Source organism: Nitratiruptor sp. YY09-18 (assembly GCF_016593235.1).
Lineage (GTDB): Bacteria > Campylobacterota > Campylobacteria > Campylobacterales > Nitratiruptoraceae > Nitratiruptor.
In genome coordinates this window covers 463125-488970 of sequence record NZ_AP023065.1, presented here as the reverse complement: position 1 = coordinate 488970, position 25846 = coordinate 463125, and the positions used below count along the sequence as shown (strand labels likewise).

The 25846-nt window shown below is 40.4% G+C and carries 28 protein-coding genes; 11 read left to right on the top strand and 17 right to left on the bottom strand.

What is annotated here, in order from left to right; genetic code table 11:
- Positions 1 to 20 precede the first annotated feature (20 nt).
- Entirely contained in the window at positions 21 to 563 is a 543-nt protein-coding gene (hpf, locus tag JG734_RS02800) for a ribosome hibernation-promoting factor, HPF/YfiA family (protein WP_201333514.1), read from the top strand.
- Here hpf and recG read toward each other — a convergent pair.
- The 9 genes from recG to JG734_RS02755 are packed head-to-tail and all read right to left on the bottom strand — an operon-like array spanning position 557 to position 8483.
- A complete protein-coding gene (recG, locus tag JG734_RS02795; protein WP_201333513.1) occupies positions 557 to 2341 on the bottom strand; it encodes an ATP-dependent DNA helicase RecG in 1785 nt (594 codons plus the stop codon). The two genes, hpf and recG, sit on opposite strands and share 7 nt — an antisense overlap.
- Positions 2338 to 3579: a pitrilysin family protein gene (locus JG734_RS02790; protein WP_201333512.1), complete on the bottom strand. Its 1242-nt coding sequence runs from the start codon at positions 3577 to 3579 to the stop codon at positions 2338 to 2340. Before JG734_RS02790 ends, recG begins: the two co-directional genes overlap by 4 nt.
- Positions 3580 to 3620: 41 nt before the next feature.
- Positions 3621 to 4667, bottom strand: coding sequence for a dehypoxanthine futalosine cyclase (locus JG734_RS02785; protein ID WP_201333511.1), 1047 nt, complete (start codon positions 4665 to 4667; stop codon positions 3621 to 3623).
- Entirely contained in the window at positions 4664 to 5206 is a 543-nt protein-coding gene (locus JG734_RS02780) for a Uma2 family endonuclease (RefSeq protein ID WP_201333510.1), read from the bottom strand. The genes JG734_RS02785 and JG734_RS02780 overlap by 4 nt, the downstream gene beginning before the upstream one ends.
- Positions 5187 to 5606 (bottom strand): transcription antitermination factor NusB, encoded by a 420-nt coding sequence (gene nusB / locus JG734_RS02775; RefSeq protein WP_201333509.1) that lies wholly within the window; start codon positions 5604 to 5606, stop codon positions 5187 to 5189. Before nusB ends, JG734_RS02780 begins: the two co-directional genes overlap by 20 nt.
- Positions 5606 to 6070, bottom strand: coding sequence for a 6,7-dimethyl-8-ribityllumazine synthase (gene ribH, locus JG734_RS02770; RefSeq protein WP_201333508.1), 465 nt, complete (start codon positions 6068 to 6070; stop codon positions 5606 to 5608). The genes nusB and ribH overlap by 1 nt, the downstream gene beginning before the upstream one ends.
- Positions 6071 to 6874 (bottom strand): 3-deoxy-8-phosphooctulonate synthase, encoded by an 804-nt coding sequence (gene kdsA, locus JG734_RS02765; protein WP_201333907.1) that lies wholly within the window; start codon positions 6872 to 6874, stop codon positions 6071 to 6073.
- 9 nt (positions 6875 to 6883) lie between these two features.
- Positions 6884 to 7759, bottom strand: a complete 876-nt coding sequence (locus JG734_RS02760; RefSeq protein WP_236587015.1) for a DMT family transporter — start codon at positions 7757 to 7759, stop codon at positions 6884 to 6886.
- Positions 7749 to 8483: a DUF3108 domain-containing protein gene (locus tag JG734_RS02755; RefSeq protein WP_201333507.1), complete on the bottom strand. Its 735-nt coding sequence runs from the start codon at positions 8481 to 8483 to the stop codon at positions 7749 to 7751. Before JG734_RS02755 ends, JG734_RS02760 begins: the two co-directional genes overlap by 11 nt.
- Before the next feature lie 49 nt (positions 8484 to 8532).
- Here JG734_RS02755 and JG734_RS02750 point away from each other — a divergent pair, with 49 nt between their 5' ends.
- The 10 genes from JG734_RS02750 to JG734_RS02705 are packed head-to-tail and all read left to right on the top strand — an operon-like array spanning position 8533 to position 17605.
- Positions 8533 to 10467, top strand: coding sequence for a mechanosensitive ion channel family protein (locus tag JG734_RS02750; RefSeq protein WP_236587014.1), 1935 nt, complete (start codon positions 8533 to 8535; stop codon positions 10465 to 10467).
- Positions 10464 to 11858: a ribosome biogenesis GTPase Der gene (gene der, locus JG734_RS02745; protein WP_201333506.1), complete on the top strand. Its 1395-nt coding sequence runs from the start codon at positions 10464 to 10466 to the stop codon at positions 11856 to 11858. Before JG734_RS02750 ends, der begins: the two co-directional genes overlap by 4 nt.
- A gap of 10 nt (positions 11859 to 11868) precedes the next feature.
- Positions 11869 to 12861: a tryptophan--tRNA ligase gene (gene trpS, locus JG734_RS02740; RefSeq protein WP_201333505.1), complete on the top strand. Its 993-nt coding sequence runs from the start codon at positions 11869 to 11871 to the stop codon at positions 12859 to 12861.
- Positions 12858 to 13205: a DUF190 domain-containing protein gene (locus tag JG734_RS02735; RefSeq protein ID WP_201333504.1), complete on the top strand. Its 348-nt coding sequence runs from the start codon at positions 12858 to 12860 to the stop codon at positions 13203 to 13205. The genes trpS and JG734_RS02735 overlap by 4 nt, the downstream gene beginning before the upstream one ends.
- Positions 13202 to 13588 carry a fluoride efflux transporter CrcB gene (gene crcB, locus JG734_RS02730; protein WP_201333503.1) on the top strand — a complete coding sequence of 129 codons (387 nt, stop codon included), beginning with the start codon at positions 13202 to 13204 and terminating at the stop codon, positions 13586 to 13588. The genes JG734_RS02735 and crcB overlap by 4 nt, the downstream gene beginning before the upstream one ends.
- Complete coding sequence (locus JG734_RS02725; protein WP_201333502.1) at positions 13588 to 13821, top strand: hypothetical protein; 234 nt, start codon at positions 13588 to 13590, stop codon at positions 13819 to 13821. The genes crcB and JG734_RS02725 overlap by 1 nt, the downstream gene beginning before the upstream one ends.
- Positions 13821 to 14780 (top strand): amidoligase family protein, encoded by a 960-nt coding sequence (locus tag JG734_RS02720; RefSeq protein ID WP_201333501.1) that lies wholly within the window; start codon positions 13821 to 13823, stop codon positions 14778 to 14780. The genes JG734_RS02725 and JG734_RS02720 overlap by 1 nt, the downstream gene beginning before the upstream one ends.
- On the top strand, positions 14759 to 15394 hold the full coding sequence (locus tag JG734_RS02715; RefSeq protein WP_201333500.1) for a gamma-glutamyl-gamma-aminobutyrate hydrolase family protein: 636 nt from the start codon (positions 14759 to 14761) through the stop codon (positions 15392 to 15394). Before JG734_RS02720 ends, JG734_RS02715 begins: the two co-directional genes overlap by 22 nt.
- 30 nt (positions 15395 to 15424) lie before the next feature.
- Positions 15425 to 16669, top strand: coding sequence for a serine--tRNA ligase (gene serS, locus JG734_RS02710; protein ID WP_201333499.1), 1245 nt, complete (start codon positions 15425 to 15427; stop codon positions 16667 to 16669).
- Positions 16670 to 16678: 9 nt separating this feature from the next.
- Positions 16679 to 17605 carry an EI24 domain-containing protein gene (locus JG734_RS02705; protein WP_201333498.1) on the top strand — a complete coding sequence of 309 codons (927 nt, stop codon included), beginning with the start codon at positions 16679 to 16681 and terminating at the stop codon, positions 17603 to 17605.
- Here the strand turns inward: JG734_RS02705 and JG734_RS02700 are convergent.
- The 8 genes from JG734_RS02700 to JG734_RS02665 all read right to left on the bottom strand — a co-directional run bounded on the left by JG734_RS02700 (position 17602) and on the right by JG734_RS02665 (position 25840).
- Entirely contained in the window at positions 17602 to 19146 is a 1545-nt protein-coding gene (locus JG734_RS02700) for a 2-isopropylmalate synthase (RefSeq protein WP_201333497.1), read from the bottom strand. The two genes, JG734_RS02705 and JG734_RS02700, sit on opposite strands and share 4 nt — an antisense overlap.
- Positions 19147 to 19265: 119 nt before the next feature.
- Positions 19266 to 20012: a CDP-diacylglycerol--serine O-phosphatidyltransferase gene (gene pssA / locus JG734_RS02695; protein ID WP_201333496.1), complete on the bottom strand. Its 747-nt coding sequence runs from the start codon at positions 20010 to 20012 to the stop codon at positions 19266 to 19268.
- A complete protein-coding gene (ftsH, locus tag JG734_RS02690) occupies positions 20012 to 22015 on the bottom strand; it encodes an ATP-dependent zinc metalloprotease FtsH (protein WP_370583631.1) in 2004 nt (667 codons plus the stop codon). Before ftsH ends, pssA begins: the two co-directional genes overlap by 1 nt.
- A complete protein-coding gene (locus tag JG734_RS02685) occupies positions 21993 to 22832 on the bottom strand; it encodes a 50S ribosomal protein L11 methyltransferase (protein WP_201333494.1) in 840 nt (279 codons plus the stop codon). The genes ftsH and JG734_RS02685 overlap by 23 nt, the downstream gene beginning before the upstream one ends.
- Complete coding sequence (hisA, locus tag JG734_RS02680; protein WP_201333493.1) at positions 22832 to 23548, bottom strand: 1-(5-phosphoribosyl)-5-[(5-phosphoribosylamino)methylideneamino]imidazole-4-carboxamide isomerase; 717 nt, start codon at positions 23546 to 23548, stop codon at positions 22832 to 22834. The genes JG734_RS02685 and hisA overlap by 1 nt, the downstream gene beginning before the upstream one ends.
- A complete protein-coding gene (hisH, locus tag JG734_RS02675; protein ID WP_201333492.1) occupies positions 23549 to 24163 on the bottom strand; it encodes an imidazole glycerol phosphate synthase subunit HisH in 615 nt (204 codons plus the stop codon).
- Positions 24160 to 25068 carry a PDC sensor domain-containing protein gene (locus JG734_RS02670; RefSeq protein WP_201333491.1) on the bottom strand — a complete coding sequence of 303 codons (909 nt, stop codon included), beginning with the start codon at positions 25066 to 25068 and terminating at the stop codon, positions 24160 to 24162. The genes hisH and JG734_RS02670 overlap by 4 nt, the downstream gene beginning before the upstream one ends.
- Positions 25049 to 25840 carry a 3'-5' exonuclease gene (locus JG734_RS02665; RefSeq protein ID WP_201333490.1) on the bottom strand — a complete coding sequence of 264 codons (792 nt, stop codon included), beginning with the start codon at positions 25838 to 25840 and terminating at the stop codon, positions 25049 to 25051. Before JG734_RS02665 ends, JG734_RS02670 begins: the two co-directional genes overlap by 20 nt.
- Between the last annotated feature and the right edge of the window lie 6 nt (positions 25841 to 25846).

Here is a 25846-nt window from a genome sequence, read left to right as displayed (position 1 = left end):
AAACTATATAAAGGATGACCATGGATTACTTGCATATTTATGGCAAGAATTTTGATCTTACTGAACCGATCAAAGAGTATATTCAAGATGCAGCGCATTCTCTTATGAAACTAGGCCTTGATATCACTGGTATCAACGCAACAGTTTCAGCAGATGAGCGTAATGGCAAAAAAGGCTTTACTTTTGAATTTGATATCCATGTAGCCAAAAAAGGTAATGTTGTCATAACGCAAAAAGATAAAGATGTCTATGCTGCGATCGATCTTGCTCTTGCACGCGCCAAAAAAGTCCTTCGCCGCTACGCTGACAAGATAAAAAATCATAAAAATATTTCTCTTGAAGAGATCATGGCAGCACCTTTGCTTGAAGAGGAGATCCAAGAGGCTCTTAATTACTCTGAAGAAGTGGTACCTACTCCTTTTGATGTAGATAAACCTATTAGCGTAGAAGAGGCGGTAGAAATCCTCAAAAACTCCAATAAATACTTCATCGTTTTTGAAGATAAAAGCGGCAAAACACGTGTTCTTTACAAAAGAACAGATGGAAAATTTGGCCTTTATTGATCAAGGAGGGCTTTGACCCTCTCAATGATCTTTTTATCTTCAGCTAAACTCAGATACTTAAAAGTTTTGCCACTCTGCTCTTTGCCACTGACAATATCGCCACTTTTGCGAAATGCTAAATCGAGCTCTGCTATTGCAAAACCACTTGTAATTTTGCTAAATTTTTGGAGCCTCTCATTTTCTTTGTTGTTTGTATATAAAAAGCAGTAGCCTTTGAGCCCTGTGCGTGAGACTCTTCCTCGTAGCTGGTGGAGTGTAGCAAGGCCGAGATTTTCGGCTCCTACTATCACAATAGTTGAGAGTTTTGGCAAACTTATGCCCACTTCTATGACAGTTGTTGCAAGCAAGATATTACCATTTTTCGCAAACGCAGCCAATGCCTCCTCTTTTGCTTTGTCCTTACCATGTGTCACATAGACTCCATCAAAATATCGCATCCAAAAATTCTTGGCCTCTTCAAGTGATTTATACCCATAGGTTGCACTCTCTTCAACTAATGGATAGACGATAAGGACTTGATGGTCTTGGGAGATTTCCCTTTTGATATGAGCTAGAAGCAAGCGAAAATCCTCTTTGCCTACAACCTTAGTAGTAATATCTTTTTTGAATGGTACCTCTTGAATGAAGCTATAATCCACAAGCGCACTCTCCATCATAGCCTGTGTGCGCGGAATTGGTGTAGCACTAAACTGAAAATAGTGAGGGCTTTGATCGCCACTTTCTACAAGCTTTTTGAGCTTTTGACGCTGGTTGGTTCCAAATCTATGCTGCTCATCTACCATCACCACACAAACTTTTGGCAATTTGCGATAGAGCAGCGCGTGTGTACCAATAATGAAATCATACTCTTCTAGATTTTCTACATTCTCTTGCGCACTCACCAAAGCTATCTTGAAATTTTTTGGCATGAGTCTTTTGGCTTCTTCATAGAGCTGACGTGCTAGGACACTTGTAGGTGCCATGAGGATAGAGCGCTTTGCCATATATGCAGTAGCAAACATGACAACAGATTTGCCACTGCCAACATCACCTACTACAACTCTCCTTGCTGCCACATCTTTACCTAAATCTCTGCGAATTTCATCGATAACCTTTTGCTGATCATTTGTGAGAGTAAAAGGGAGTGAAGCGACAAAATCTTGATACTTTGCATCGATCACACACTGTGCAGGCCTATTTATACGCTTGTGACGCAAAGCTCGTATATAGCGATAGGCTTCAGCAAATTTCAAAGCTTCAAAATATCTTCCAAAGATCCCTCCCTCTTTTTGATACTCTTTGTAAAACTCCTCATCTGGATAGTGGATTTTAAGCAAACTCTCCACTATATCTTGTGGCAATCCCTCATGGGCAAGAGCTTTGGCTGTGAGATACTCCTTTTTGAGGCTTGCAAAGATATCTCCACGAATCGGGATTTTATATGAGGGAAAGATTTGGTCTATTTTGTAGTTTGCGACTTTTTGCGGTTGTACGATCTGGATCTTTCCATACTGAAACTGCAGTTTGCCATAGATAAAAAGACGCTCCCCAACTCCAAAAGCGTACTCATGAAATTTTTTCGTATGGAAAAAGAGTAGCTCCACTTCGCGTCCGATATTGTGAGCATATGCTATACGCTTTTGCAGCTTTGCAAGAGTTTGAATCTCTTTGATCTGGACATCCAGTACCATTTGCGGCTCGATTGATCTTTTGATGCGAAAATCGTAGTATTTGTGTGGAGCAAGCAATGCAAGATCGAGGGGAGATCGTATTCCCACTCGAAAGAGTTTTTCGTTCATTGTGTAACGATAGAGAAGCTTAGTTTTGTAATTTCAGGATGTTTTTTGATGTAGTTGTTGAGTTGATCAAGTGTGAGAGATTCGATTTTTTTGAGATCTTCTTTTGATGAGCCAAGAGGTTTGCCTGCATAGAATTCATTGAAAGCTCGTGAGAGTCTTTGCGGCAATGTCTCATTGCGCAGCGGTTCACTTCCGAGGATAAACTTCTTCGCACTCTCTAGCTCTTTTTTCGTAGCACCATTTTTGACATACTCAGCTATCACTTCTTTGACAAGCTTTTTGGCCTCCTCTTGTGACTCAATCTTTGTCTGCAAATACCCTGTAAAATAACTATGGCTCTTATTGATTCTCCCAAGAGAATAGGCCGAGTAGGCTAGACCTCTCTTCACACGGATCTCTTCCATCAAGCGGCTGCCAAACCCACCAGTTCCCAATATAAACATAGCTACACGCGAGATGTAGAGATCTGGACTATCGAGCTTCTCATAGTATGGTGACCCAAAGTAGATATATGCCTGTTTTGTCTCTTTTTCGTGTGTTATAAGTTCTTTTTGCTTATCACTTGCGTTGTAGTATGGAAGTGGTTCCAGCTCTCCTTTTTTCAAAGGTGAGAGAACTTTCTCGATATAGTCTTTTGCTGTCTCCCAATCAACTTTACCACCAATGACGATAATCGCACGCTTTAAGACAAGATGCTTGGTAAAATATGCTTTGATATCATCAAGCGAGATCTTTTGAATAGATTCAGGGGTCCCATCACTTGGATTTTGCAAAGGCGTATCGGCAAAGAGGATCTTTTTGAGATTCACACTTGCAATGTAGTCATAGTCGTTGTGCTTGCGAGAGAGATATCCCAAAGTCGTGGTTTTGACCTGATCAAGCGCAGATGGTGTGAGATTGGGATCAAGGAAGAGATCACGCACAAGATCTACACCTGTGCCAAACTCCTCTTGCAAAGCACTAAGCTCCATCACCATAGTCTCAGTCCCCACGTGAGCACTGTAGCGAATAGCTCTTTGCTCAAGTGCATTTGCAAAGCCCACATTACCTAGTTTCTTCGTGCCTTGCATGAGCATCTTTGCACTCATCTTAGCTAGCCCTGGCAATTTGCCATCTTCGATGCTTCCGCTCTTTTGAAAAACTATTTGCATAGCAACTATTGGAAGTGCATCATCTTGTTCATAAATGACTGGAATCTCTACTCCATTAACTTCTACGTGCTTCAAAACCGCACTCATCAATACCCCTTGTAAAAATATAATGCAAATGAGCAGTGCTCTCATGAATAGATCTCCAATATCTCATATGCAGTGTTGCGCTTAGCTGGGATCTCTCCCACATCTTTGATAAGACGGACCATCTCCTCTTGGTTCATCCTATTTTGCGCTCCAGCAGCTTTGACTACATTCTCTTCCATCATAGTTGAGCCCAAATCATTTGCTCCATAGAGTAATGCAAGTTGTCCTATATAGCTTCCTTGCGTCACCCAAGAGCTCTGGATATTTTTAAAGTTATCCAAAAAGAGCCTACTAACAGCTAAGAGGCGCAGGTAGCGATTGGAGCTTGTTTTGTGCGTGACGATCCCTTTCTTTTGCAATGCTGTATTGTATGGCTGAAAACTCCACATAATAAATGCTCGAAATCCGCCTGTCTCATCTTGTAAGGAGCGAATCTTCTCCCAGTGATCTACTATCTCTTCGTCAGTCTCTACTGTTCCATACATCATCGTTGCAGTTGTTTTCATCCCCACTTCATGGGCGGCTCTGTGGATATCGAGCCACTCTTGAGAGCTAAGCTTCTTGGGACTGATAATATCACGCACTCTATCGCTAAGAATCTCAGCACCAGCTCCAGGAATAGAGCTGAGCCCCTTGGCTTTGAGGCGCTCCAACACCTCTTTGTAGCTTAGACGACTCACTTTGGCGATGTAGCTAATCTCTACAGCACTAAATCCATGGATAGTAATCTCGGGATATTTTTTGTGGATATGCTCTACTAGGTCTTCGTAGTAATCGATTTTGAGCTTTGGATGCACGCCACCTTGGAAGAGTATCTGCGTACCACCAATTGCCAAAAGTTCCTCTATCTTTTGATCGATCTCTTCGTAGCTTAAGATATATGCATCATCATCTTTTGGTTTGCGATAGAAAGCACAAAAGTCACAATCTACCCAGCAAATATTTGTGTAGTTGATATTGCGATCGACGATAAATGTTGTGATTTTGTCTGGATGGAGCTCGCGTTTTTTTGCAAGCGCCATCTCTCCTAGCTCTTGCAAGCTGGCATTGCGGATGAGATCCAAAGCATCTTTTTTACCTAGCCTCATTCAACTCCTTCAAAAAAAGCATTGACTTCTACCTCTTTGCCTATACAATCTATTGGCATTTTCATATTTTGCGTAAAGTTTCCTGAAAAACGGTATTTCTTATCTTCTAACACAAATCTTTCAACTATCTTATATTCAGGCTCAACGATGAAATACTCTTTTATACCTGCACACTCATACAAGGCCAATTTATCAGTCTTATCCTTTGATGCCGTTGAAGGACTCAATACTTCAAAAATTGCACATGGAAGCTCATTCTCATCACAAAAGAGCATCACATCGGGTTGCACAATATTAATGGGCTCGATATTTGGATCAAAATTGCATACAAGTTTCAAGTCATAAGGAGCAACGCGCGGTTTACATTTGCTTTCACTGCGCAAAGTTATAGCGATATTCAAAACAACATCTTGATGCTTTGCGCTGGCTCCTGCCATCATATAGATGCGACCAAAAATAAGCTCTACTCGCTCTTTTGTATTTTTTTCTATCTCTTTATAGTCTCGATAACTATAGTGTTCAAGTTTTTGCGCTTCCATTTTTAACCTCTTTGGCTATTGCATCCAAAACCCCATTGATAAATTTTGGACTCTGCTCTGTGCCAAGTTTTTTGGCTAACTCCACTGCTTCATTAATCACTATCGCACTATCAAGATCACTGAAAAGCAGCTCATACACACCTAGTCGTAATATCGCTTTTTCGATGTGACCGAGGCGATCTAAATCCCAAGACTCTAGGTGCTTTTTGATCATCTCATCAATTTTTTCAAGATTTTCCACTGTGCCTTTAAAGAGCGAAAGGGCAAACTCTCGCTGCTTATTGCGAATCTTTTTTTCTTCTAAAATATCTTCGGCAAAATTCTTGATCTCTGGATTGCCTAGATCATATGCATACAAAAGCCCTATGACCGCTTCACGTGCCTGGTGTCTTGTAGCCATCAAAGACCTTTGTAGAGATCAATAAGCTCTATAAGACCTGTCATCGATTCAAAGCCTTTATTACCAGCTTTGCTGCCTGCTCTCTCAATCGCTTGCTCGATAGTATCAGTTGTAAGCACCCCAAAAGTTACCGGTTTTTGGTATTTGAGTGTTGTGTTTGCTATACCTTTTGTAGCTTCAGCCGCCACATAGTCAAAATGGGGAGTTGAGCCGCGAATAATAGCACCAAGACAGCAAACACCCGCATAATCACCTGCAGCCAATACCTTATCAAGAGCAAAAGGGAGCTCAAAAGCACCAGGGACGAGAATGAGGTCGAGATTCTCCTCTTTTCCTCCATGACGTAAAAAGGCATCTTTTGCACCCTCTACCAAACGATCGGTAATTATGTGATTGAATCTGCTTGCAATTATTGCTACCTTCTCGCTTCCATCAAGTCTTAGCTTTCCCTCAATAATATTCATCTACTCTCCTTGTAATACATCTCGAATTTTAAAAATATCATCCACAATCTCTTCCAACTCCTGCGGCGTTACCATATTTGGACCATCACTGAGAGCACATGTTGGATCATAGTGAGTCTCAAAGAAAAACCCATCCACTCCAACAGCTGCAGCCGCACGCGCAAGTGGAGCGACAAACTCTTTGTTGCCACTACTCTTGCCTCCTGCACCTCCTGGCATCTGCACAGCATGTGTTGCATCGAAGATTACCGGAGCAAACTCTCGCATGATCACAAGGCTACGCATATCAACTACTAAATTGTTGTAACCAAAAGTTGTGCCACGCTCAGTGAGCCAAACACCAGCCTCTTTACTAGTAGTATAATCCACATCCACATATCCTCTGGTTTTGAGGACTTTGAGCACACTGTAACGCATATCTGCTGGAGCCATAAATTGGCCCTTTTTGATATTAACAATTCTCTCTGTCTTGGCTGCAGCGACCAATAGATCGGTCTGGCGGCATAAAAATGCAGGGATTTGAATCACATCAGCTACTTCTGCCACTGCAGGCACCTGATAGCTCTCATGCACATCAGTCAAAATTTTATACCCAAAATCCTCTTTGATTTTTGCTAGCATTTGCAGACCCTCTTGTAGGCCTGGTCCTCTATAACTCTCGAGGCTAGTTCTATTTGCCTTGTCAAAACTTGCTTTAAAATAGAAATCAATTTGGGGCGATTTGTGATATTTTATTAGATCAGTTGCGATTATCTCCAACTGCTCTTGACTCTCGATGACACACGGTCCTGCTATTAAAATCATCTGCATCTTTTACCTTTTTGCAACCATTATTCCGCTAATAACTATCAAGATTATACCCAAAAATTTGATGATATCTGGAAAAGGATCACCTAAAAAGAGAAGTCCAAAGAGTAAGGAAAAGGCAATATTGCTATAACTTACTGCCCCTACAATGCCAGCTTTTGTCACGCCATAGGCTTTGGTCATATAAATCTGTGCTAATGTTGCTAAGAGTCCCATAGCAACGATTTGTGCCCACATAAAGCCATGAGGCATTACAAATTTGGCAAACATAAAATCAAGCTCTTCAATTTTCACATAAGGAGCTAAAAGCATCAAAAGAAGGGGGCCTAAAGTCCCTACACCCATGAATGAAAGTACAATTGCACGCGTATCGTAGTAGCGCTTGAGTTCACGCACACTCGTATATGCTAAAGCTGCTCCCATACCGCTCAAAATTCCCAAAATATCATATTTATCAAAAGGAGTCCCAAAGGGATCAGTTATCAAAACAATTCCTATAAAGCCCAAAATGATAGCTGACCACTGCCTCTTACTCAAAACCTCGTGCAAAAAAACCGCTGCAAAAATAGCTGTCCAGATAGGTGAAGTTTTGGAGTATGTCATCGCTTCGCCTAGAGGAATATGTGCTATATCATAGAAAAACATCAAAAGAGCCAAAAATCCTACAAACCCTCGAAAAAAGAGCAGAAGCGGCTTACCTCCATCACCTTGTAAAGGTTTGTGCAGCAATGAAGCTCCAACCAAAAAGACCCCAAAAATATTGCGAAAAAAAACAACCTCCAAGCTTGGCATAGAGGCACTCAAAAGCTTTGCAAAGACTCCCATCCCCGCAAAAAGCAAGGATGCGAGAAGCATATAGGCTACACCCTTATCAAGGCTCAATCGATTTGCTAACGAGTGAACCAATGATATCTCCAAACATTATTACATCTTTCAAAAGCCCCTTTGTAGCAATACCATCTTCTCCTTCTACCACATAGAGCTCACCTTTTTTACTTGCAAAGATTTTCTGGTTTAGAAGGACACGAAGATAGAGGCCATCAACCTTGAGAATCTTTTTAATACGTCCCGGATTTTTCAAAACTTCTATGTCAACCTCACCATTCTTTTCATTTCCACCGACTGCATAGAATTTATAGCGGTATCTATTTGGCTTGAGGTATTTTTTGAGATTAAAATAGAGAGTCAAAAGATCATCTTTTGCATAGTAATTGAGTAGATGCTTTGTGTGTGAATGAAAGTGTCCATACTTATTTTTATCTTCAATTGCCATGATATTTTTGTGCATATGGTCAAAAATGTAGCGTTTCTCATCTCTTCGTTTGGTCGTTTGCTTTACTTTTACAAACTCATGGGGCACAAAGAGGCCATTTTTTATCTGCCCTCTGCTCTCATAGTGCTCTCGTCTGTTGTGGCTAAGCATTTTGGCTAGGCCGTGAGACTGCACATCAATAATAATAGAGTAGTTTCCATCTTTTTTGACTAACAGCGCATCAGCAGTAGCTACTTTGCCAAAAAGCCCAAAAGTAACAGCATATTTGGCTTTAATGGTCTGGGCAAATGTAAATCCGATAAAAAGTGATAATATAAAAATAGTTCGTAACATTCTTTCTCTTTTTTGATAAAATTGTAGCAAAAATAGCTAAAGGCCATAAATGCAAATCTTTGCTCTTTTTCTCCTTCTTACCTCTATGCTTTTAGCTGATATTAACATGACTCTTGTTAAAGAGAGCAACCTTACCCTTTTACAAAATTTCGCAAATGAACTCAATAGTTCATCCCCCAACTACTCTTTGCAAAAATCACTTATCCAAAAAATTGTCTCTATTGCAAAACAGCAGCCTCCAACTATCACCAATGATGAATTGCAGATAAAAAATGCGCAAGATTTGATACAGACCTTTAAAAAAATCAACAACTTCCTGGCACAAAGTTATGAAAAGCAGCAAGAGATAGAAGATCTCAACGAGCAACTCAGTGACATTCAAGAGAATCAAGATGAAGATAGTATCACTGCAACGCTTGAATACGCTTTTTACTATCGCTTGAAGGAGTTTGATCAAAAGTTTGTAGAGCAGATTCAAAAAAACTATACCAAATGGCTTGATACTCTTTTGATAAAGCTTAACAAAATCTCGTTTACTAAATCCGCTGAATCTATAAGCAAAACCCTCTCACAGCTGCAAAATGTAGAGCGCAAGATCAAAAAACTCCAGATAGAAAAGGAGCGCTATGTCATTTTGGGGCAAGAGAGCAAAATAAGACAAATCGAGAAATCTATTGCTTACTACCAAAATAGAGCCGAGAGATATGTTGATAAAATTTTATCTATCAAGCTCTACGATTTTTTTGCTGCACTCCAAAAAAGATCGCAAGAAAGCATTAATAAAGCCAAAGATATTGTAGAGTTTTTGCATAAATTTAGACAAAATCTCGCCAAAGCATATGAGGCAACACTCTACTACGCGATCAACAAAAAAATTGGCAACTGGCAGGCTAAACTTATCGAAACCAAAAATGCACTCATTGCATTTTTAAACAACAACAGCGTCATTGGAATTCCTCTTTATAAATTTGCCGAAGCTTTGGGGATTTTTCTTATCTTTTTGGTTTTTCGGCGTATTTTTGCCTTTTTTATTGTCCATTCTCTCCGTAAATTCACACAGATGACCAAATCAAATTTTGATGATCGCTTGGTAGATATTCTTGAAGGACCTTTGAAATTTTCGTTTATTATACTTGGTCTCTATTTTGCACTCCTCATAGCAGGAATCCATAACGATATCTTTGACAAAATTCTCAAAAGTCTCGTAATTTTTGATATCTTCTGGCTTTTTTACAATGCAGTCAATATTTTAGATGAGACAATTTACAATTTTGCGAAAAAGTTTGGACGTGAACTTTACCGTGAAATTGGCTCATTTTTTATTAAAACTCTCAAAATCTTCATCTTTGCTATAGGTCTTGTGTCAATCTTGCAAGAGTGGGATATCAATGTGAGTGCATTCGTCGCTTCACTAGGACTTGGTGGTTTGGCATTTGCTCTTGCAGCCAAAGATACTGCAGCAAACCTCTTTGGAGGACTCAGTATCTTAGCCGATCGTGCACTCAAACTTGATGACTGGATAAAAGTGGGCGATGTAGAGGGAACTGTAGAAGAGATTGGCCTACGCACCACAAAGGTGCGCACCTTTGAAAAGTCTCTTGTGACAGTTCCAAACCAGATAATTGCAAACAACCCTATCGAAAACTTCTCTCGTCGCAATGTTCGCCGTATCAAGATGCGCATAGGCCTCATCTATGGTACGACGCAAGAGCAGATGCAAAATATTCTCACAGAGATGAGAAATATGCTACAATCCCATCCTGGAATAGCCAAAAAGGCAACACTGCTGGTCAATTTTGATGAGTTTGAAGATAGTAGTTTAAGTATTTTTATCTACTGCTTTACAAATACCGCCGAGTGGGCAAAATATCTTGAAATTCGTGAAGATGTCAATCTCAAAATCATCGAAATTGTCCATCGCAACGGTTCAGATTTTGCATTTCCAAGTGAATCAATCTATATAGAGAAAATAGCCGAAAAATGAAAAAAATAGCAATAATTGGAAAACCAAACGTTGGAAAAAGTTCACTGTTTAATCGCCTGCTCAAGCAAAGAGATGCAATTGTCAGTGAACAAGCAGGCACTACTCGTGATATAAAAAGGCGTATCGTCCAAATTGGCGAGAAAGAGGCAGAGCTCATTGATACCGGAGGATTAGAGGATAGAGATGAGCTCTTTGAGCAGGTCAAAAACAAAAGCCTCGAGGCTGCAAAGGATGCAGATATTATCCTCTATATGGTAGATGGAAAGAAACTTCCCGATGAAGAGGATAAAAAGATCTTTCGCTCTTTGCAAAAACTTGGCAAAGATATCACCCTTGTTGTCAATAAAATAGATAATGACAAGGAGGAGGAGAATGCTTGGAACTTCTATGAGTTTGGTACCCAAGAGATTTTCCCCATCTCCGTAAGCCACAACCGCAAAACAAGAGCTTTGCTGAGTTGGATAGAAAAGAGACTTCCAAAAGATGAAAAAATAGCTCTAGAAATTGATGAAGAGCCGGATTTTGATGAGTTGCTTGCTATCAATGAGGGGGAGAAGAAACCACAAGAAGAGGAAGATAACGAAATACGCGTAGCAATACTTGGACGCGTCAATGTTGGCAAAAGTTCACTGCTCAATGCCCTGCTCAAAGAGGAGCGCTCAATTGTGAGTGATGTGGCAGGAACTACCATCGATACAGTTGATGAGAGCACCCTCTATGATGGCAAAGTCATCACCTTCATCGATACTGCAGGAATTAGACGCCGCAGTAAAATTGTAGGAATCGAAAAATATGCGCTCAATCGTACACAAAAGATGCTAGAGCGTGCGGATGTGGCGCTTCTTGTACTTGATGCGAGCGAAGGTATCACAGAACAGGATGAGAGAATCGCTGGGTATATTGATAAGTATAAACTTGCTTGCATCATAGTTTTGAATAAATGGGATATAGCCAATAAAGATTATAAAGAGGCTGTCAAAGAGGTAAGAGATCGCTTCAAGTTTTTAAGCTATGCACCAATTATTACTTTGAGTGCAAAGACAAGAAAACGGGTCGATAAGCTCTATGATCTTATCATCAAAGTATACAAAAACTACACTACTTGGATCCCTACCGCACAACTCAACAAAGTCATCAAAGAGGCACAAATTCGCCATCAGATCCCTTCATACAAAGGAAAACCTGTCAAAATTTTATATGCAACGCAGTATGATACGAAGCCTCCAAAAATTGCGCTTATTATGAATAGGCCAGAGGGTCTACACTTTAGTTATAAGCGCTATTTGGCCAATACTTTGCGAGAAAATTTTGATCTTGAAGGTACACCCATCATCCTCTCTCCACGCAAACGAGGCGAGAGGGAAGAGGATATCCAAGAAGAAAGTTACTAAAGGAGAAATTTTGCGAATCGTAAGCGGAATGCGGCCAACGGGAAAACTGCATCTAGGTCACTACTTGGGTGTTTTACAAAATTGGGTAAAACTGCAAAATGAGCATGAGTGCTTCTTCTTTGTTGCAGACTGGCATGCACTCTCCACAAGCTACGAAGACAAACTCAATCTCAAACATCTTAGTATCGAGCTTGTGAGAGACTGGATAGCTGCCGGAATCGACCCAACAAAGGCTACTCTCTTTATCCAAAGTGCTATCAAAGAACACGCAGAGCTCTATGTGCTTTTAAATATGATCACACCCCTTGGATGGCTTGAGCGCAATCCAACCTACAAAGATCAGTTAGCGCAGATCAAAAATAAAGATATCCATACAGCAGGTTTTTTGACCTATCCGGTTTTGCAAACCGCTGATATTATCCTCTATGATGCCGAGGCCGTACCAATCGGTGAAGATCAAAGACCGCACCTTGAAATTGCCAGAGAGATTGTACGCCGCTTCCACCATCTCTTCTTATGCGAAGTCTTCACTGAGCCAAAAGAGCTGCTTAGCCCAGTGCCAAGGCTTTTAGGTCTTGATGGACGTAAAATGAGCAAGAGCTACAACAATGCGATCTACTTAAGCGATACATCTGAGGAGGTGTGGCAAAAGATCCGCACTGCCAAAACTGATCCACAGCGCGTCAAACGCTCTGATCCTGGCAATCCAGAAGTGTGTCTTATCTATGATTATCATAAAGCTTTCAGTGATGAAGAGATAATCAAAAAGGTCGAAGAGGGATGCCGCAGCGCAGCTATTGGATGCGTGGAGTGCAAAAAGTGGTGTGCTGCATCGATAGAAAAGGTACTTGAGCCTATGCGCGAAAGACGCCAAAGTGTGAGTGATGAAGACATTGCTATTATTTTGCAAAAAGGCGAAGAAAAAGCCAAAGAGATAGCCGGCAAAAAAATGGAGAGAGTCAACAAGGCCATCTTTGAACTCCAATGCAAGGATCACACATGAAACGCTATCTAGGAAGTCGCAAAAAACTCAAAATCTATATAGATAATGATGATCGCTATGATGGTAAAGCGCTGTGGCAAGAGATCTTAAAGGCTGCCAAAGAGTATGGACTTGCTGGTGGGACTGTCTACAAAGCTGTTGCTGGTATGGGCGCTCATAGCGAACTGCATACTTTTAGTGTCTGGAGTCTGAGCCAAAAACTTCCACTCATTATCGAAATTATAGATCAAGAGGCGAAAATCAGAGGATTTCTCAACCAAATTGACCCGATGCTCAGTGAGGCTCTTGTAACACTTGAAGATATTGAAGTACTGCTATACAAGCATCCAGGATTTGGCCAATGAATCTGCAACTTCTCATAGTAATTGGAGTGGGGGGATTTTTTGGGGCTATTAGTCGTTTTTTAATTGCATCCTTTGTACAAAAACTGAGTGGCCTCTTCTTTCCTGTTGGCACGCTTACGGTCAATGTTTTGGGAAGTTTTTTGATAGGACTGCTCTATGTATATTTTGAGCAGAGCATCCACCCATTGGCAAAAGCAATGCTCATTACTGGGTTTTTAGGGGCTTTGACAACATTTAGCACTTTTAGTTTAGAGAGTTATCTGCTTATTGAGCAAGGGCTTTACTTAAAGGCTTTTTTAAATATCGCCTTGAATGTGATACTCACAATCTCTTCAACATTTATAGCTATAATGCTATTCAAAAAATTGTATGGAGGTGTCTGATGTATAAAATAGAGATGGACAAACTGTGCGGATGTGCAAAAAAAGATAGCAAACTCCATCCTGAGTGGCTTGATAAAGAGTACGCTACAAAAGAGGAAGCTGAAATTGCTGCACTACGTCTTGCAAACCATGCAAACGCTACTTGGTGCAAAAAGCACCGCTTTTACGCGTATGAAGAGGATGATAGCATTATTCGTATAGCGGTAGAGATGAGCTGTCCAAAAGAGGCGTAATGTTTGAACTCTCGCCAAAGCTTCACAACGCTGAAGGCAAAATTCGCAAGGCCGGCTTTGAAATAGAATATACAGGCTTGCGACCTCTGCAAGCTGCCTCGATCGTTGTGCAGCACTTTGGCGGTGATGCCAAAGAGATAGATGAGTACGAGACTGTAGTAGAAAATACAAAATATGGAAAATTTAGCATCTATCTAGACTCAGTCTATTTGCGAAGAGATGCAAAAGAGTATATTTTCAAAGACCAAGAGATTTTCAAAGATCTTGTCTACTCGCTTTCTGAACTCGTAGTTCCCTATGAGATAGTAACTCCCCCGATCCCTTTTACACACCTCCAAGAGATCGAAAATTTTCGCCTAGGACTCAAGAACGCTGGAGCTCTTGGCACTAGTGCTTCGATACTCTATGCCTTTGGAATGCATATAAACATCGAAACATATAGCTTTGAATATAGCGAAATAGCAGACATATTGCGCGCTTTTGTACTCTTGCAAGACTATATCATCGATCATATCAAAGTTGATCTTACTCGCAAGTTCACATGGTTTATTGAACCGTTTAGCAAGGAATACATTGAGCATCTTCTCAAAACTCAATACGCTAATTTTGAAGAGTTTGCACACGACTATATCTTCTACAATCCTACGCGCAATCGCGCTCTTGATCTTTTACCGCTACTACTCTTTATCGATCAAAGTTTGCAAAAGCATCTCCCTCCCCAAAAGCTCTCTCCTCGCCCAGCCTTCCACTATAGATTGCCAAATTCACGTATCGATGAGGATAATTGGAATATAGCTTTTGAGTTTAACCACTGGACAATGGTTGAAAAAGTGGCAACCAACAAAGAGAAGCTTCACGATCTTGTACAAGAGTATTTCGATTTTCAAGAGACACCATTTTGGTTTATAAAAGAGCTGTGGATAGAGCGGGTTGAACAATGGCTCAAAGAAGAGTTGTAGTTACTGGTTCAGCTGGCAAAAATCGTATATCATGGTTTTTTATCGGCTCAATTTTACGCTTGCTTGGAGCAAAACCGCTCTTTGTTCATGAGAAAAAATCCCCTCCTAGCCATTTCGATGCTCTTTTGCTTGCAGGTGGAGAAGATATCTGCCCAAGCAGTTATGGAGCAAAAGATGAACAGTGCAATAAAGGGCGCGATGAACTTGAACTCTCGCTCCTTGATACCGCAATAGCAAAAAATATGCCAGTTTTAGGTATATGCCGTGGTATGCAAATGATCAATATCTACTTTGGTGGTACACTCTATCCTCATATTCACGACTTCATAGAGTCTCATCCCAACTCGCCATTCCTTGTCAATCCAATTACAATAAAGCCCCATACTCTACTCCATACAATTTTGCAAACACACTATATCAAAGCAAACGCCCTACACCATCAAGCTATCAAAGATCTTGGTAAGGAGCTGCGTATCAATGCATATGACAAAAATAGCATAATCCAAGGAATCGAACATACTCATCGCCTCATTTTAGGACTGCAGTGGCATCCAGAGTATCTTCCTTACCATCCACTGCATCTACGTATTTTCAAGGCATTTTTATCAAAATAAGAATATAATCAAGAAAAAACGGAGGCACTTTTGATAGATCTACGTGCACTGGAAAAAAATTTTGATGTAATAACAAAGAGACTCCAGACCAAGGGAGTGGATGAGAAGATTTTAGAGGAGCTGCGCATCCTTTTTGAAGAGTATAAAAAACATAAACGCTCCCTCGAAGATCTCCAAGCCAAACAAAATAGCCTCTCAAAACTTTTTGGAGAGTATAAAAGAGAAGGCAAAGATATTAATGAGCTCAAAAGTGAACTAGAAGAGAATAAAGCAAAAATAGCTGCACTGCAAGATATAGTCCGCCAAATCGATGAAAAACTCGCAAACCTAGCTTTACAAATTCCCAATCCTCCAGACCCTGATGTACCAGTTGGTGAGAGTGAAGATGATAATGTTGTTATTAAAACAGTTTTAGAACCAAAAGAGTTTGATTTTGAACCAAAAGAACACTGGGAACTTGGAGAAAAGCTCGGGTGGATCGATTTTGAAAGAGGTGTTAAACTCGCTAAAAGCCGCTTCAGTGTTCTTAAAAATGAAGCTGCAAAACTCGAGAGAGCTCTTATTAATTTCATGCTTGATCACAATGCAAGCTATGGTTTTGAAGAGGTGTGTGTGCCGTTTATGGCAAATAGTGCTACACTCCTAGGAACTGGGCAGTTGCCAAAATTTGAAGATGATCTCTTTAAGATATGCGATGAAGATCTCTATATGATTCCTACTGCTGAAGTACCACTGACAAATCTTTATCGTGATGAAATTATAAAAGATCTCTCCAAGCCTATCAAACTCACTGCCTATACACCATGCTTTCGTAAAGAAGCAGGAAGTGGTGGACGTGATGTACGAGGTATGATACGCCAGCATCAGTTTGACAAAGTAGAACTTGTAGCAATCACGAGGCCAGATCAAAGCGATGCAATGCTTGAAGAGATGGTAGCGTGTGCCAGTGAGCTGCTCACAAAACTTGGTCTACCCCATCGCCATGTGATGCTTTGTACGGGAGATCTTGGATTTAGTGCGGCAAAAACTATTGACCTTGAAGTATGGCTTCCAGGGCAAGGCAAATATAGAGAGATAAGCTCCATCTCCAACACACGCGATTTTCAAGCCAGACGTGCAAAAATTCGCTATAAAGATGGTAAAAAAAATCAGCTTGTTCATACCCTCAATGGCTCAGGCCTCGCAGTTGGTCGCACACTTATTGCGATTATGGAAAACTACCAGACAAAAGATGGAAATATAGAAATACCAAAAGCTCTAGAATCTTACTTATAGGAGTCTGCCTTGCATATTAATAAATTCATCATAAAATCTGTCCGAGACATGCTCAGTCTCGACATCATCAAACTTGCACTTCTCACTGGAGTCCCCCTCTTTCTCATCTGGCTCGGTATAGGCTATCTACTATGGGAACCTATGGTAGAGTTCACTAGCTGGATAATTAGCTGGATACCCTTTTCTATTGTGAGAGCAAATGGAGCTTTTATTATCTCATTTTTTATATGGTTTAGTGCAGTACTCATTAGCTATGCACTTTTTGTAGGACTCTTTAGCGGATTTTTACTGGGAGGCAAAAAGGAGAGCAGTTTTGAGGCTATAAACTTTTTTATTATTTTTATACTCTCAATCTTTTGGTCAGGAGTTATCCTCTATAACTGGCCGTGGTTGAGCAAAGAGATAGCACACCTCTTAACACTTTTGCCTTTTGATACTGTGGCAAAAGGTATTGCATGGCTTTTGGCTTTTTATATCTTTTACAATCTTTTTTTGATTAGTGAATATTTAGTTATTTTTACTTTCAGAGAGCCTTTCATTAAGGCATTAATGGAGAAACATTTAGGGGATATGGAACTAAAACGCTCTTCTCACATTTCAGCAGTTTTTACATATAGCAAGCTCTACCAGGGAGTTTTGTGGTTTTTTGTCGCTTCATTCCTTATTTTACCTGTTCTCTTCATTCCGATTGCAAACTTTTTGGCCGTATGGTTTTTGTGGGCATGGCTCTATAAAGAATCAGCCTTTGTAGGTGTATGCTCTATGCTTTGTAGCAAAGAAGATTTCCATAGACTCAAAGAGCACAAAATATACTTCATCTCAGCCTCCCTTGTAGCCGCCCTTCTTAATTTCATACCAATTATCAGTATTTTCACACCATTTTTTATAATGGATCTCTATTTCCACTGGATTATTAGCCAAAGAGAGGAAGATTAGATCTCCTCCCCTCTTTTATCATGCAAAAACTCTCTCATCGAGAGATAACTATTGAGTGCACTCACATAGGCTTTTGCGCTTGCTATCATCGTATCGATACTCAAACCATGTCCAATCACTGCAGGTTTATTCTCCTCAAAGACCACTTTAACCACAACTTTGGCAAGAGCATCTTTGCCTTTGCTTACTGCAGTTACTTGATAATCATTGAGTGTACCTTTGAAGCCACTGATGCGATCGATTGTCTTAAAGATTGCATCGATTGTCCCATCGCCAATACCAGCATCGGTAATCTCTTTGCCTTCATGCTCGATCGTCACTGCCGCACTTGGTACACCCTCGCTACAGTCATTAATTTGTAGTTTCTTAAGTTTATAGACCTCAGGAGCGCTTGCTATCTCATTGGTAATAAGCACGCGAATATCATCATCTGTAATCTCTTTCTTCTTATCTGCAAGCACCTTGAAGCGCTCAAAAGCTTTATTGATCTCCTCTTCACTCAAGGTAAATCCAAGCTCTTGAATGCGCTTTTTAAAAGCGTGGCGGCCTGAGTGTTTGCCAAGCACAATAGCATTGCGATCAAGACCTATATCCTCAGCTCTCATAATCTCATAAGTCTCTTGATGCTTGAGTACTCCATCTTGGTGGATACCGCTCTCATGTGCAAAAGCATTTTTACCAACGATCGCTTTGTTTGGCTGTGGTTCAATCCCTGTAATTGCCGCTACAAGACGACTTGTAGGATAGATCTCTTTGGTATTGATATTCGTATCGATATCGCCAAAGATATCTTTGCGCACCTTGATTGCCATCACGATCTCTTCCAATGCTGCATTTCCTGCTCGCTCACCAAGACCATTGATAGTACACTCTACTTGTCTAGCACCATTGAGTACACTATAGAGTGAATTTGCAACAGCAAGGCCAAGATCATTGTGGCAGTGGACTGATATTACTGCTCTCTCACCTATAAACTCTTTGAGCTCTTTGATCATCTCACCCATCTCATGAGGAAAGCGATATCCTACAGTATCTGGAATATTGATAGTTTTAGCTCCAGCTTTTATGACTGCATCAATAATCTCTTTCAAAAAGCTCATCTCACTGCGCCCTGCATCCTCACAACTAAACTCTACATCATCTACAAATGTTCTCGCATACTCTACCGCTGCAACGGCTCTTTTTAATACTTCATTTGGTTCCATGCGGAGCTTATACTTCATATGAATAGGACTTGTAGCTATGAATGTATGGATACGTTTATGCTGTGCAGGAGCAACCGCTTCACCTGCTGCCTTGATATCTTTTTCAAGAGCTCGTGCAAGTGAGCAGATAGTGCTCTTTTGTACCGCTTCACTAATCTTTCTAATCGCTTCGAAGTCTCCTGGACTTGCCGCTGCAAAACCAGCTTCTATGATATCGACACCAAGCTTTTCAAGCTGTTTTGCTATCTGTATTTTTTCTTCTGTATTCATCGAAGCACCAGGACTTTGCTCGCCATCACGCAAAGTTGTATCAAATATCTTTACAATATCTGCCATCTTCTATCCTTTAGTTTGTGAAATTGTAACGAGTTTTTGGAAGAGTTTGCAATTAGTGCAGGAGGAGGTTTTTTATCTCGATTTTTGGAAGATATTTGATCGCTTTCATTACTCCAATTTCACTCATTATTTTCCTTGGATAATTTTTTTCCTCTATTATAGCGAAATTTGTAAATATAGTATAGAGCACGTACAATGCCTGAGAGGATATAGAGTGTAATAAGAAGCGTAAGAGATTCGATAGGAAAGAGATAGAGTATCGCAACGATCGCTACCATGAGAATGAGAATTTTGAATACTTGATGTCTTTTAATATCTATTTTTTTAAAACTTGGGTAGCGGATATTGCTTACCATCAAAAATGCAACAGTTAGACTAGCAAGCAAAATCAACATACCATATCCACGCAACTGATATTTATCATAAAGAAGTATCCAGCTTGAGACAAAAACCGCTGCAGTCGGAATAGGGATTCCCACAAATATGCTAGGCTCACTCGATGGAGCCATTACATTGAAGCGCGCTAAACGAATAGCTCCAAAAACTACAAAGAGTGCTGCAACAATAGAGCCAAATTTTCCATAATTGTGACCTATAGTTTGGTAGAGCAAAATCGCAGGAGCCACACCAAACGCTACGATATCAGCGAGTGAGTCAAACTCTACACCAAACTTACTCGTAGCATTTGTAAGTCGTGCAACCCTTCCATCAAGTCCATCAAGGATAAGAGAGATGAAGATGAGCCATGCTGCCTTTTCAAATTCGCCTTTGATTGAAGCGATAATACTTATTACGCCAAGAAAGGCACTCAAAGCAGTAAAAAAGTTTGGAAAAACATAGCGAATATCAAAAGATGGCTTCTCCACTACTCCCCTTTTTCTTCCTCTTCACTCTTCTTCTTTGCCTCTTCCATAGCTTTATGAATATCATCGCCATTTTCTTCGACAAGAAGCGATTTTTTGCCTGTTTCTTCTTCAAACTTTTTGATAATTTCTCTTACCTCTTTACCCTCAATTACCTCTTTTTCAAAGAGGACCTTTACCATCTGCTCAATTGCAGGAGCATACTCTTTGAGGCGATTTTTGACAATTTCGTAGCGACTCTCTAAAAACTTTTTGATAAACTCATCGATCTCTTCAGCAAGTTTCTCACTATACTCTTTCACTGGCTGCATGCCTCCGCCAAGAAAGACATTCCTTTGCTTCTCCAATACCATGAGACCTGCTACATCACTCATTCCATACATACTAATCATCGCTTTGACGATATCAGTAGCGCGCTCGAGGTCATTTGCTGCACCAGTGGTAATCTCACCGATAAATACCTCTTCAGCTGCACGGCCTCCCAAGAGTGTATCTATCTCAGCCACAAGCTCACTCTTTTTCATAAGATACTTATTCTCTTCTGGAGCATTAAGTGTATAACCAAGAGCCGCAAGTCCACGAGGAATAATGGAGACCTTCGTTACTTTTTTCGCTCCCGGAGTGGTCTCAGCTATGAGAGCGTGCCCACTTTCATGGTATGCTACTATTCTTTTCTCTTCTGGACTGATGCGGCGACTCTTCTTCTCTAGTCCTGCAATTGCTCTCTCTACTGCTTCGAGAAGATCCTCTTGTTCTACCTGCTCTTTATTCTTACGTCCAGCCAAAAGTGCTGCTTCGTTGACAATATTTGCTAAATCTGCACCAGCAAGTCCAGCGGTAAGTTTTGCAATTTCACGTAGGTCTACATTTGGTGCTAGTTTGATATGCTTCACATGGACTTTGAGAATTGCAAGACGACCTTCAAAATCTGGTTTATCCACAACAACAGTTCTATCAAATCGTCCTGGTCGCAAGAGTGCTGGGTCTAAAACCTCCGGACGGTTGGTTGCAGCAAGTACTATGACAGGAGATTCAGAACTATCAAATCCATCCATCTCTGCTAGAAGCTGATTGAGGGTCTGCTCTCGTTCATCATTGCCACCGATTGGACCACTTGCAGCACGACTCTTTCCGATTGCATCGATCTCATCGATAAAGATAATACTTGGAGCCTCTTTTTTTGCTTGTTCAAAAAGATCGCGCACACGTGCAGCGCCCACACCCACAAACATCTCGATGAAACTACTTCCACTCACCGCGAAAAATGGTACATCCGCTTCACCTGCAACAGCTTTTGCCAAAAGTGTCTTCCCTGTTCCTGGAGGCCCTACAAGGAGCACACCCTTTGGAATTTTAGCTCCCAAGCGAATATAGCGCTGTGGATGTTTGAGAAAGTCTACGATCTCTTTAACTTCCTCTTTTGCCTCTTCCACACCTGCCACATCGCTAAATTTTACCTTTGGACGCTCAGAGTTGATGAGTTTTTTGGCACTCCCCATGCCAAGAATGCCACTACCCATGCTCTTTTGCATACGACTTGCCAAAAACATCCAGATCGCAAAAAATATGAGAATAGGGATGATCCAACCAAAAAGCATCTCACTGAGCCAAGTGTTTTCATGGAAACCACCGTAATCTACATGATATTTTTCCAAAAGCGGGATGAGTGTATTGTCTCCAGGTACGCGATTGGCAAAGTAGATAACTTTGTAACCACCCTCATTAGCTATTGCTTTGATAACCTTTTGTCCAATTGCAACATACTTGACTTTACCTTGTTCAATAAGCTTTTTGAGTTCACTATAACTCACCTCTTTTGTCTTTTGAATAGGAGCACCAAGCATATGCTGTTTTGCCCCTTGCCCCATATTGTTTGCAGGCTCTAGCAATGTTTTAAAAAGCAAAATCAAAACAACTGAAAAAATCGCAAATGTCAAAAGTGGGTTGCGATTGAAAAAGTTATCGTTTTGAGGCTTTTTATTCTTATCTGCCATTCTCTCCCCTATTTTCTAAAATTAATGTTATCCAATCTCCATCTGCTATCTCTTCAATAATTGGGAGATTGAATCTGCGTATGACATCGTAGCGAAATTTGTTAATAATTCCAGAGAGTATAAAAACTCCTCCCTCTTTACAAGTATTTTTAAGATCATTTGCAATAAAGCGCAAAACATCAGCTACAATGTTGGCTATTACTATATCATACTTTTTTTGAGCCAAAGAGGCTGACCCAACCCATGCATCTTGGAATTTAGCTTTATTTAAGGAAAAGTTTTTGCGTGCCTCTGCAATAGCTAGTTCATCTGTATCACATATCTCTACAGTTGCTCCTAATTTGTTAGCTGCAATTGCCAAAATCCCACTACCTGTTCCAACATCTAAAACTTCCATGCCGGGTTTGCAATATTTTTTGATCGCTTTGAGGCATCCCCTGGTAGTCTCATGATGCCCGCTTCCAAATGCGAGAGCCGGGTCTATTTGGATATTGATTTTTCCCTCTTTGGCTTCAAACCAACTAGGATAGATATAAAAATCCTCTACTTCTACAGGCAAAATCGATCGTTTGTACTTTTCGATCCAATCTTCATTACGCTTTCTCTCTTGCTCAATTTTTACATCGATTTTTTCATCAAATATCTCTTGTAATGCATCGACATACTCTTGCAATTTTGCTATAACACTATCAAGAGGCTCTTCGCTGCGCAAAATGAGCGTATCACCTTGCTCCTCGATACCGTTATAGAAATAATCCATCAAAAAGCTCTCTATCTCCTCTTTGTGGCTCGATGGAGTTATGTGCACTTCGTAGTAGAACTCTTGCATCAAAGCATCCTTGCTATTTCAAAAGCCTCTGACAGACCAAGCGTACCCTCATAGAAGGCTTTGCCCACAATGACTCCAGCTATATGCTTGGCTTTAAGGAGAGCTTTGATATCTTCTATATCTTTGAGCCCTCCACTTGCTATTGTAGGTACTCCGCTCGCTTTTGCAATTGAGAGGGTAAAGTTCACATTCACACCACTCAAAGTCCCATCTTTGCCAACATCAGTGCATATGATTGCCTCTACGCCACTTTTTGCAAACTCTTTTGCCAAGTCTGTCGCTTTCATACTGCTTGTCTGTGCCCACCCCTCTACCGCAACATATCCATCAATTGCATCGATCCCGACAGCAATGGGATATTTTGCAGCCATCTCCTTGACAAAGTCTGGATCTTTGACTGCAATAGATCCCAAAATAAGTCTATTTATACCAAGATCCATATAGCGCTTTATTGTCTCTTCATCTCTGATCCCTCCTCCAAGTTCAATGAAGAGATTTGTGTTTTTGCGAATCTTTTCAATCTGCTCGAGATTTTTCGGCTCACCTGCAAAAGCGCCATTGAGATCTACCACATGGAGCCATTTGGCACCAAGCTCTTCAAAACGCTTCGCTAATTGCCATGGCTCATCACTGTAGATCTTCGCGCTCTCCATGAGTCCTTTTGTAAGTCTTACAGCTTTGCCATCTTTAAGATCAATCGCTGGAATAATATCCATCTACAACTCCATGAAATTTTGTAAAATTTTTAGGCCACTATTGTGACTCTTCTCTGGATGTGGTTGAAGACCAAAGATGTTCTCTTTTTGCACAGCACTCACAAACTCATATCCATAAAGCGTCTTTCCTATGGCATACTCATCATTGCATACTACATGATAGCTATGGACAAAATAGAGATAGAAGGCTTTTGGGAGACTCTGAAAAAGAGGCGTCTCTTTTTGGACAAAAAGCTCATTCCATCCCATATGAGGGACTTTGAGTCTGTACGGGAAACGTGACGTATCAAATGGTACTACCTCTCCTTCAATAAGCCCTATCCCCTCATGCTCACCAAACTCGTAGCTCTTTTGAAAAAGAAGCTGCATCCCGAGGCATATTCCAAGCACCGGCTTACCACTGTTGGCAAACTCTTTGATTGCCTCCAATAATCCACTGCTTCGCAAGTGCTCCATCGCATCACCAAATGCTCCAACACCTGGAAGTATGAGCTTGTCATACTGTTTGATTTTTGCAGCATCACGCTCTATTGTGGCATCTGCGCCGATCTTTTCACAAGCATTGCGCACACTGCGTAGATTCCCCATATTATAATCAATTATAGCTATTTTCATTCTTCCTCTTCTCTTTGCCCTATCGACTTGAGATAGAATGAGAGTCCAAAAAGCAGTAGCGTTACAGCTCCAACCAAATAGACTGCATATACAATTTTTTCGGGACCGATTATAGCAAACTTGAAAACGAGCATCAATGCTTCAATTGAGAGTGCTATAACGATTGAACCCAAAAATCTAATCATCGTTTTATGAATATCATGAGCCTCTCTTTTTTTATGATAGCCTAATACTTCCTCTTCAAAAAGTGTCTTTACAAGATCAAAAATCGCAAGTGAAAGAGTAATCAAAATTGTTGACTCAAAGATCTCTTTTATATCTAAATTGTAAAGTTCAAATCCTTTAACCATCACACTCATGAGCCCTTTGACAAAAAGTAAAATAGCTACTAAGAGTAAAGCAAAAGTAAAAAGCGCATAGGTGTATTTTGTAAAATGACCAAATATTGAATCTATGGAGCTTGGGTGAAACATTTTCAGAATTGATCGAAGAGAAACATCTACACAAATTATAAAAACGAGTTGTTTCTTTTCATTATAAACAGGATAAGAAGCTGTTACAGTGAGCTCATGCGAAAGAAGTGATGGATAAGGATCAGTTAACACACAACGTTTCTCCCTTACAGCACGGTAATAGTAAGCACGCATACTACGATTGATACCCTTACCTTTTCTATATTCTGGATTATTAGAAATTGCATCGATAATCTGGGTACCGGTCTTGTCCAATACATAAAATGCTTCTGCTTGAGGAAGCTCTTTTTTTAAGATCTTCAAAGCATTGACAATATTGTCCAAATTCGGATCTGGTACATAGTTGGGAATATAACGCTGGAGCAAAAAACACAGATATGCTCTCGCACGCGTCCGTATCTCGGCAAACTGTTCAATCTCTGTTACGACCATCTGTTTCCTTTACAAGAAATTGTTTAAATGTCTCATAGTAACCGCGCTCTTGCGGAAGATTTTGTAATATATGCAATAATATATTGTAGTAGTCATCGAGAGTCAAATTACCTTTGAGAAGCTCATATTTAAGATAGAGCAGATAGGTATTGAGCACATCGCTTTCGCAATACTCATTGATCTTTTCAATTTCTCCCGCATGGTATAAAGACATTACTTGATCACCACTTACATCAAATTTGCCAGGTATTCCCATCATTTGACAGAGTGTATCGAGCTTGAGACCTCTTGCAGCTCCATAGTTACTCAAAACATCTAAAAGATCGAGATGAAACTGCTCAGAATAGCGCGAGCGATAGTTTTCCCATTTTGTTTTATTAAGCATTTGATTATCTTGCTCGAAATATGCTGGACAGGAAAGATTATACTTCATAGCTCGTAGCAAAAGCATAGGTATATCGAAATTGCGTCCGTTAAAAGAGACAAGTTTGGGATTTTTGCTGTCAAGGTAGGCAAGAAATCCTTCAATAATCTCCTTTTCACTCCCACCTGGAAATGTGCCAACTTTTATAAATTTGCCATAATCGTCTGCGAAAACTGCACTAATTGCTACTACTTGATGATAGGGATGGGGTAGAAAAGAGGTGCCATGAAGAGCATTATGTTTCTCTAGAGCTTGCTGACTAATCTGCAGGTCATCACCTTCCATATCGAAGGTTTTGCGTATTAAAGTAACATCTGGTATAGTTTCACAATCAAAAATACAGATCATACATCT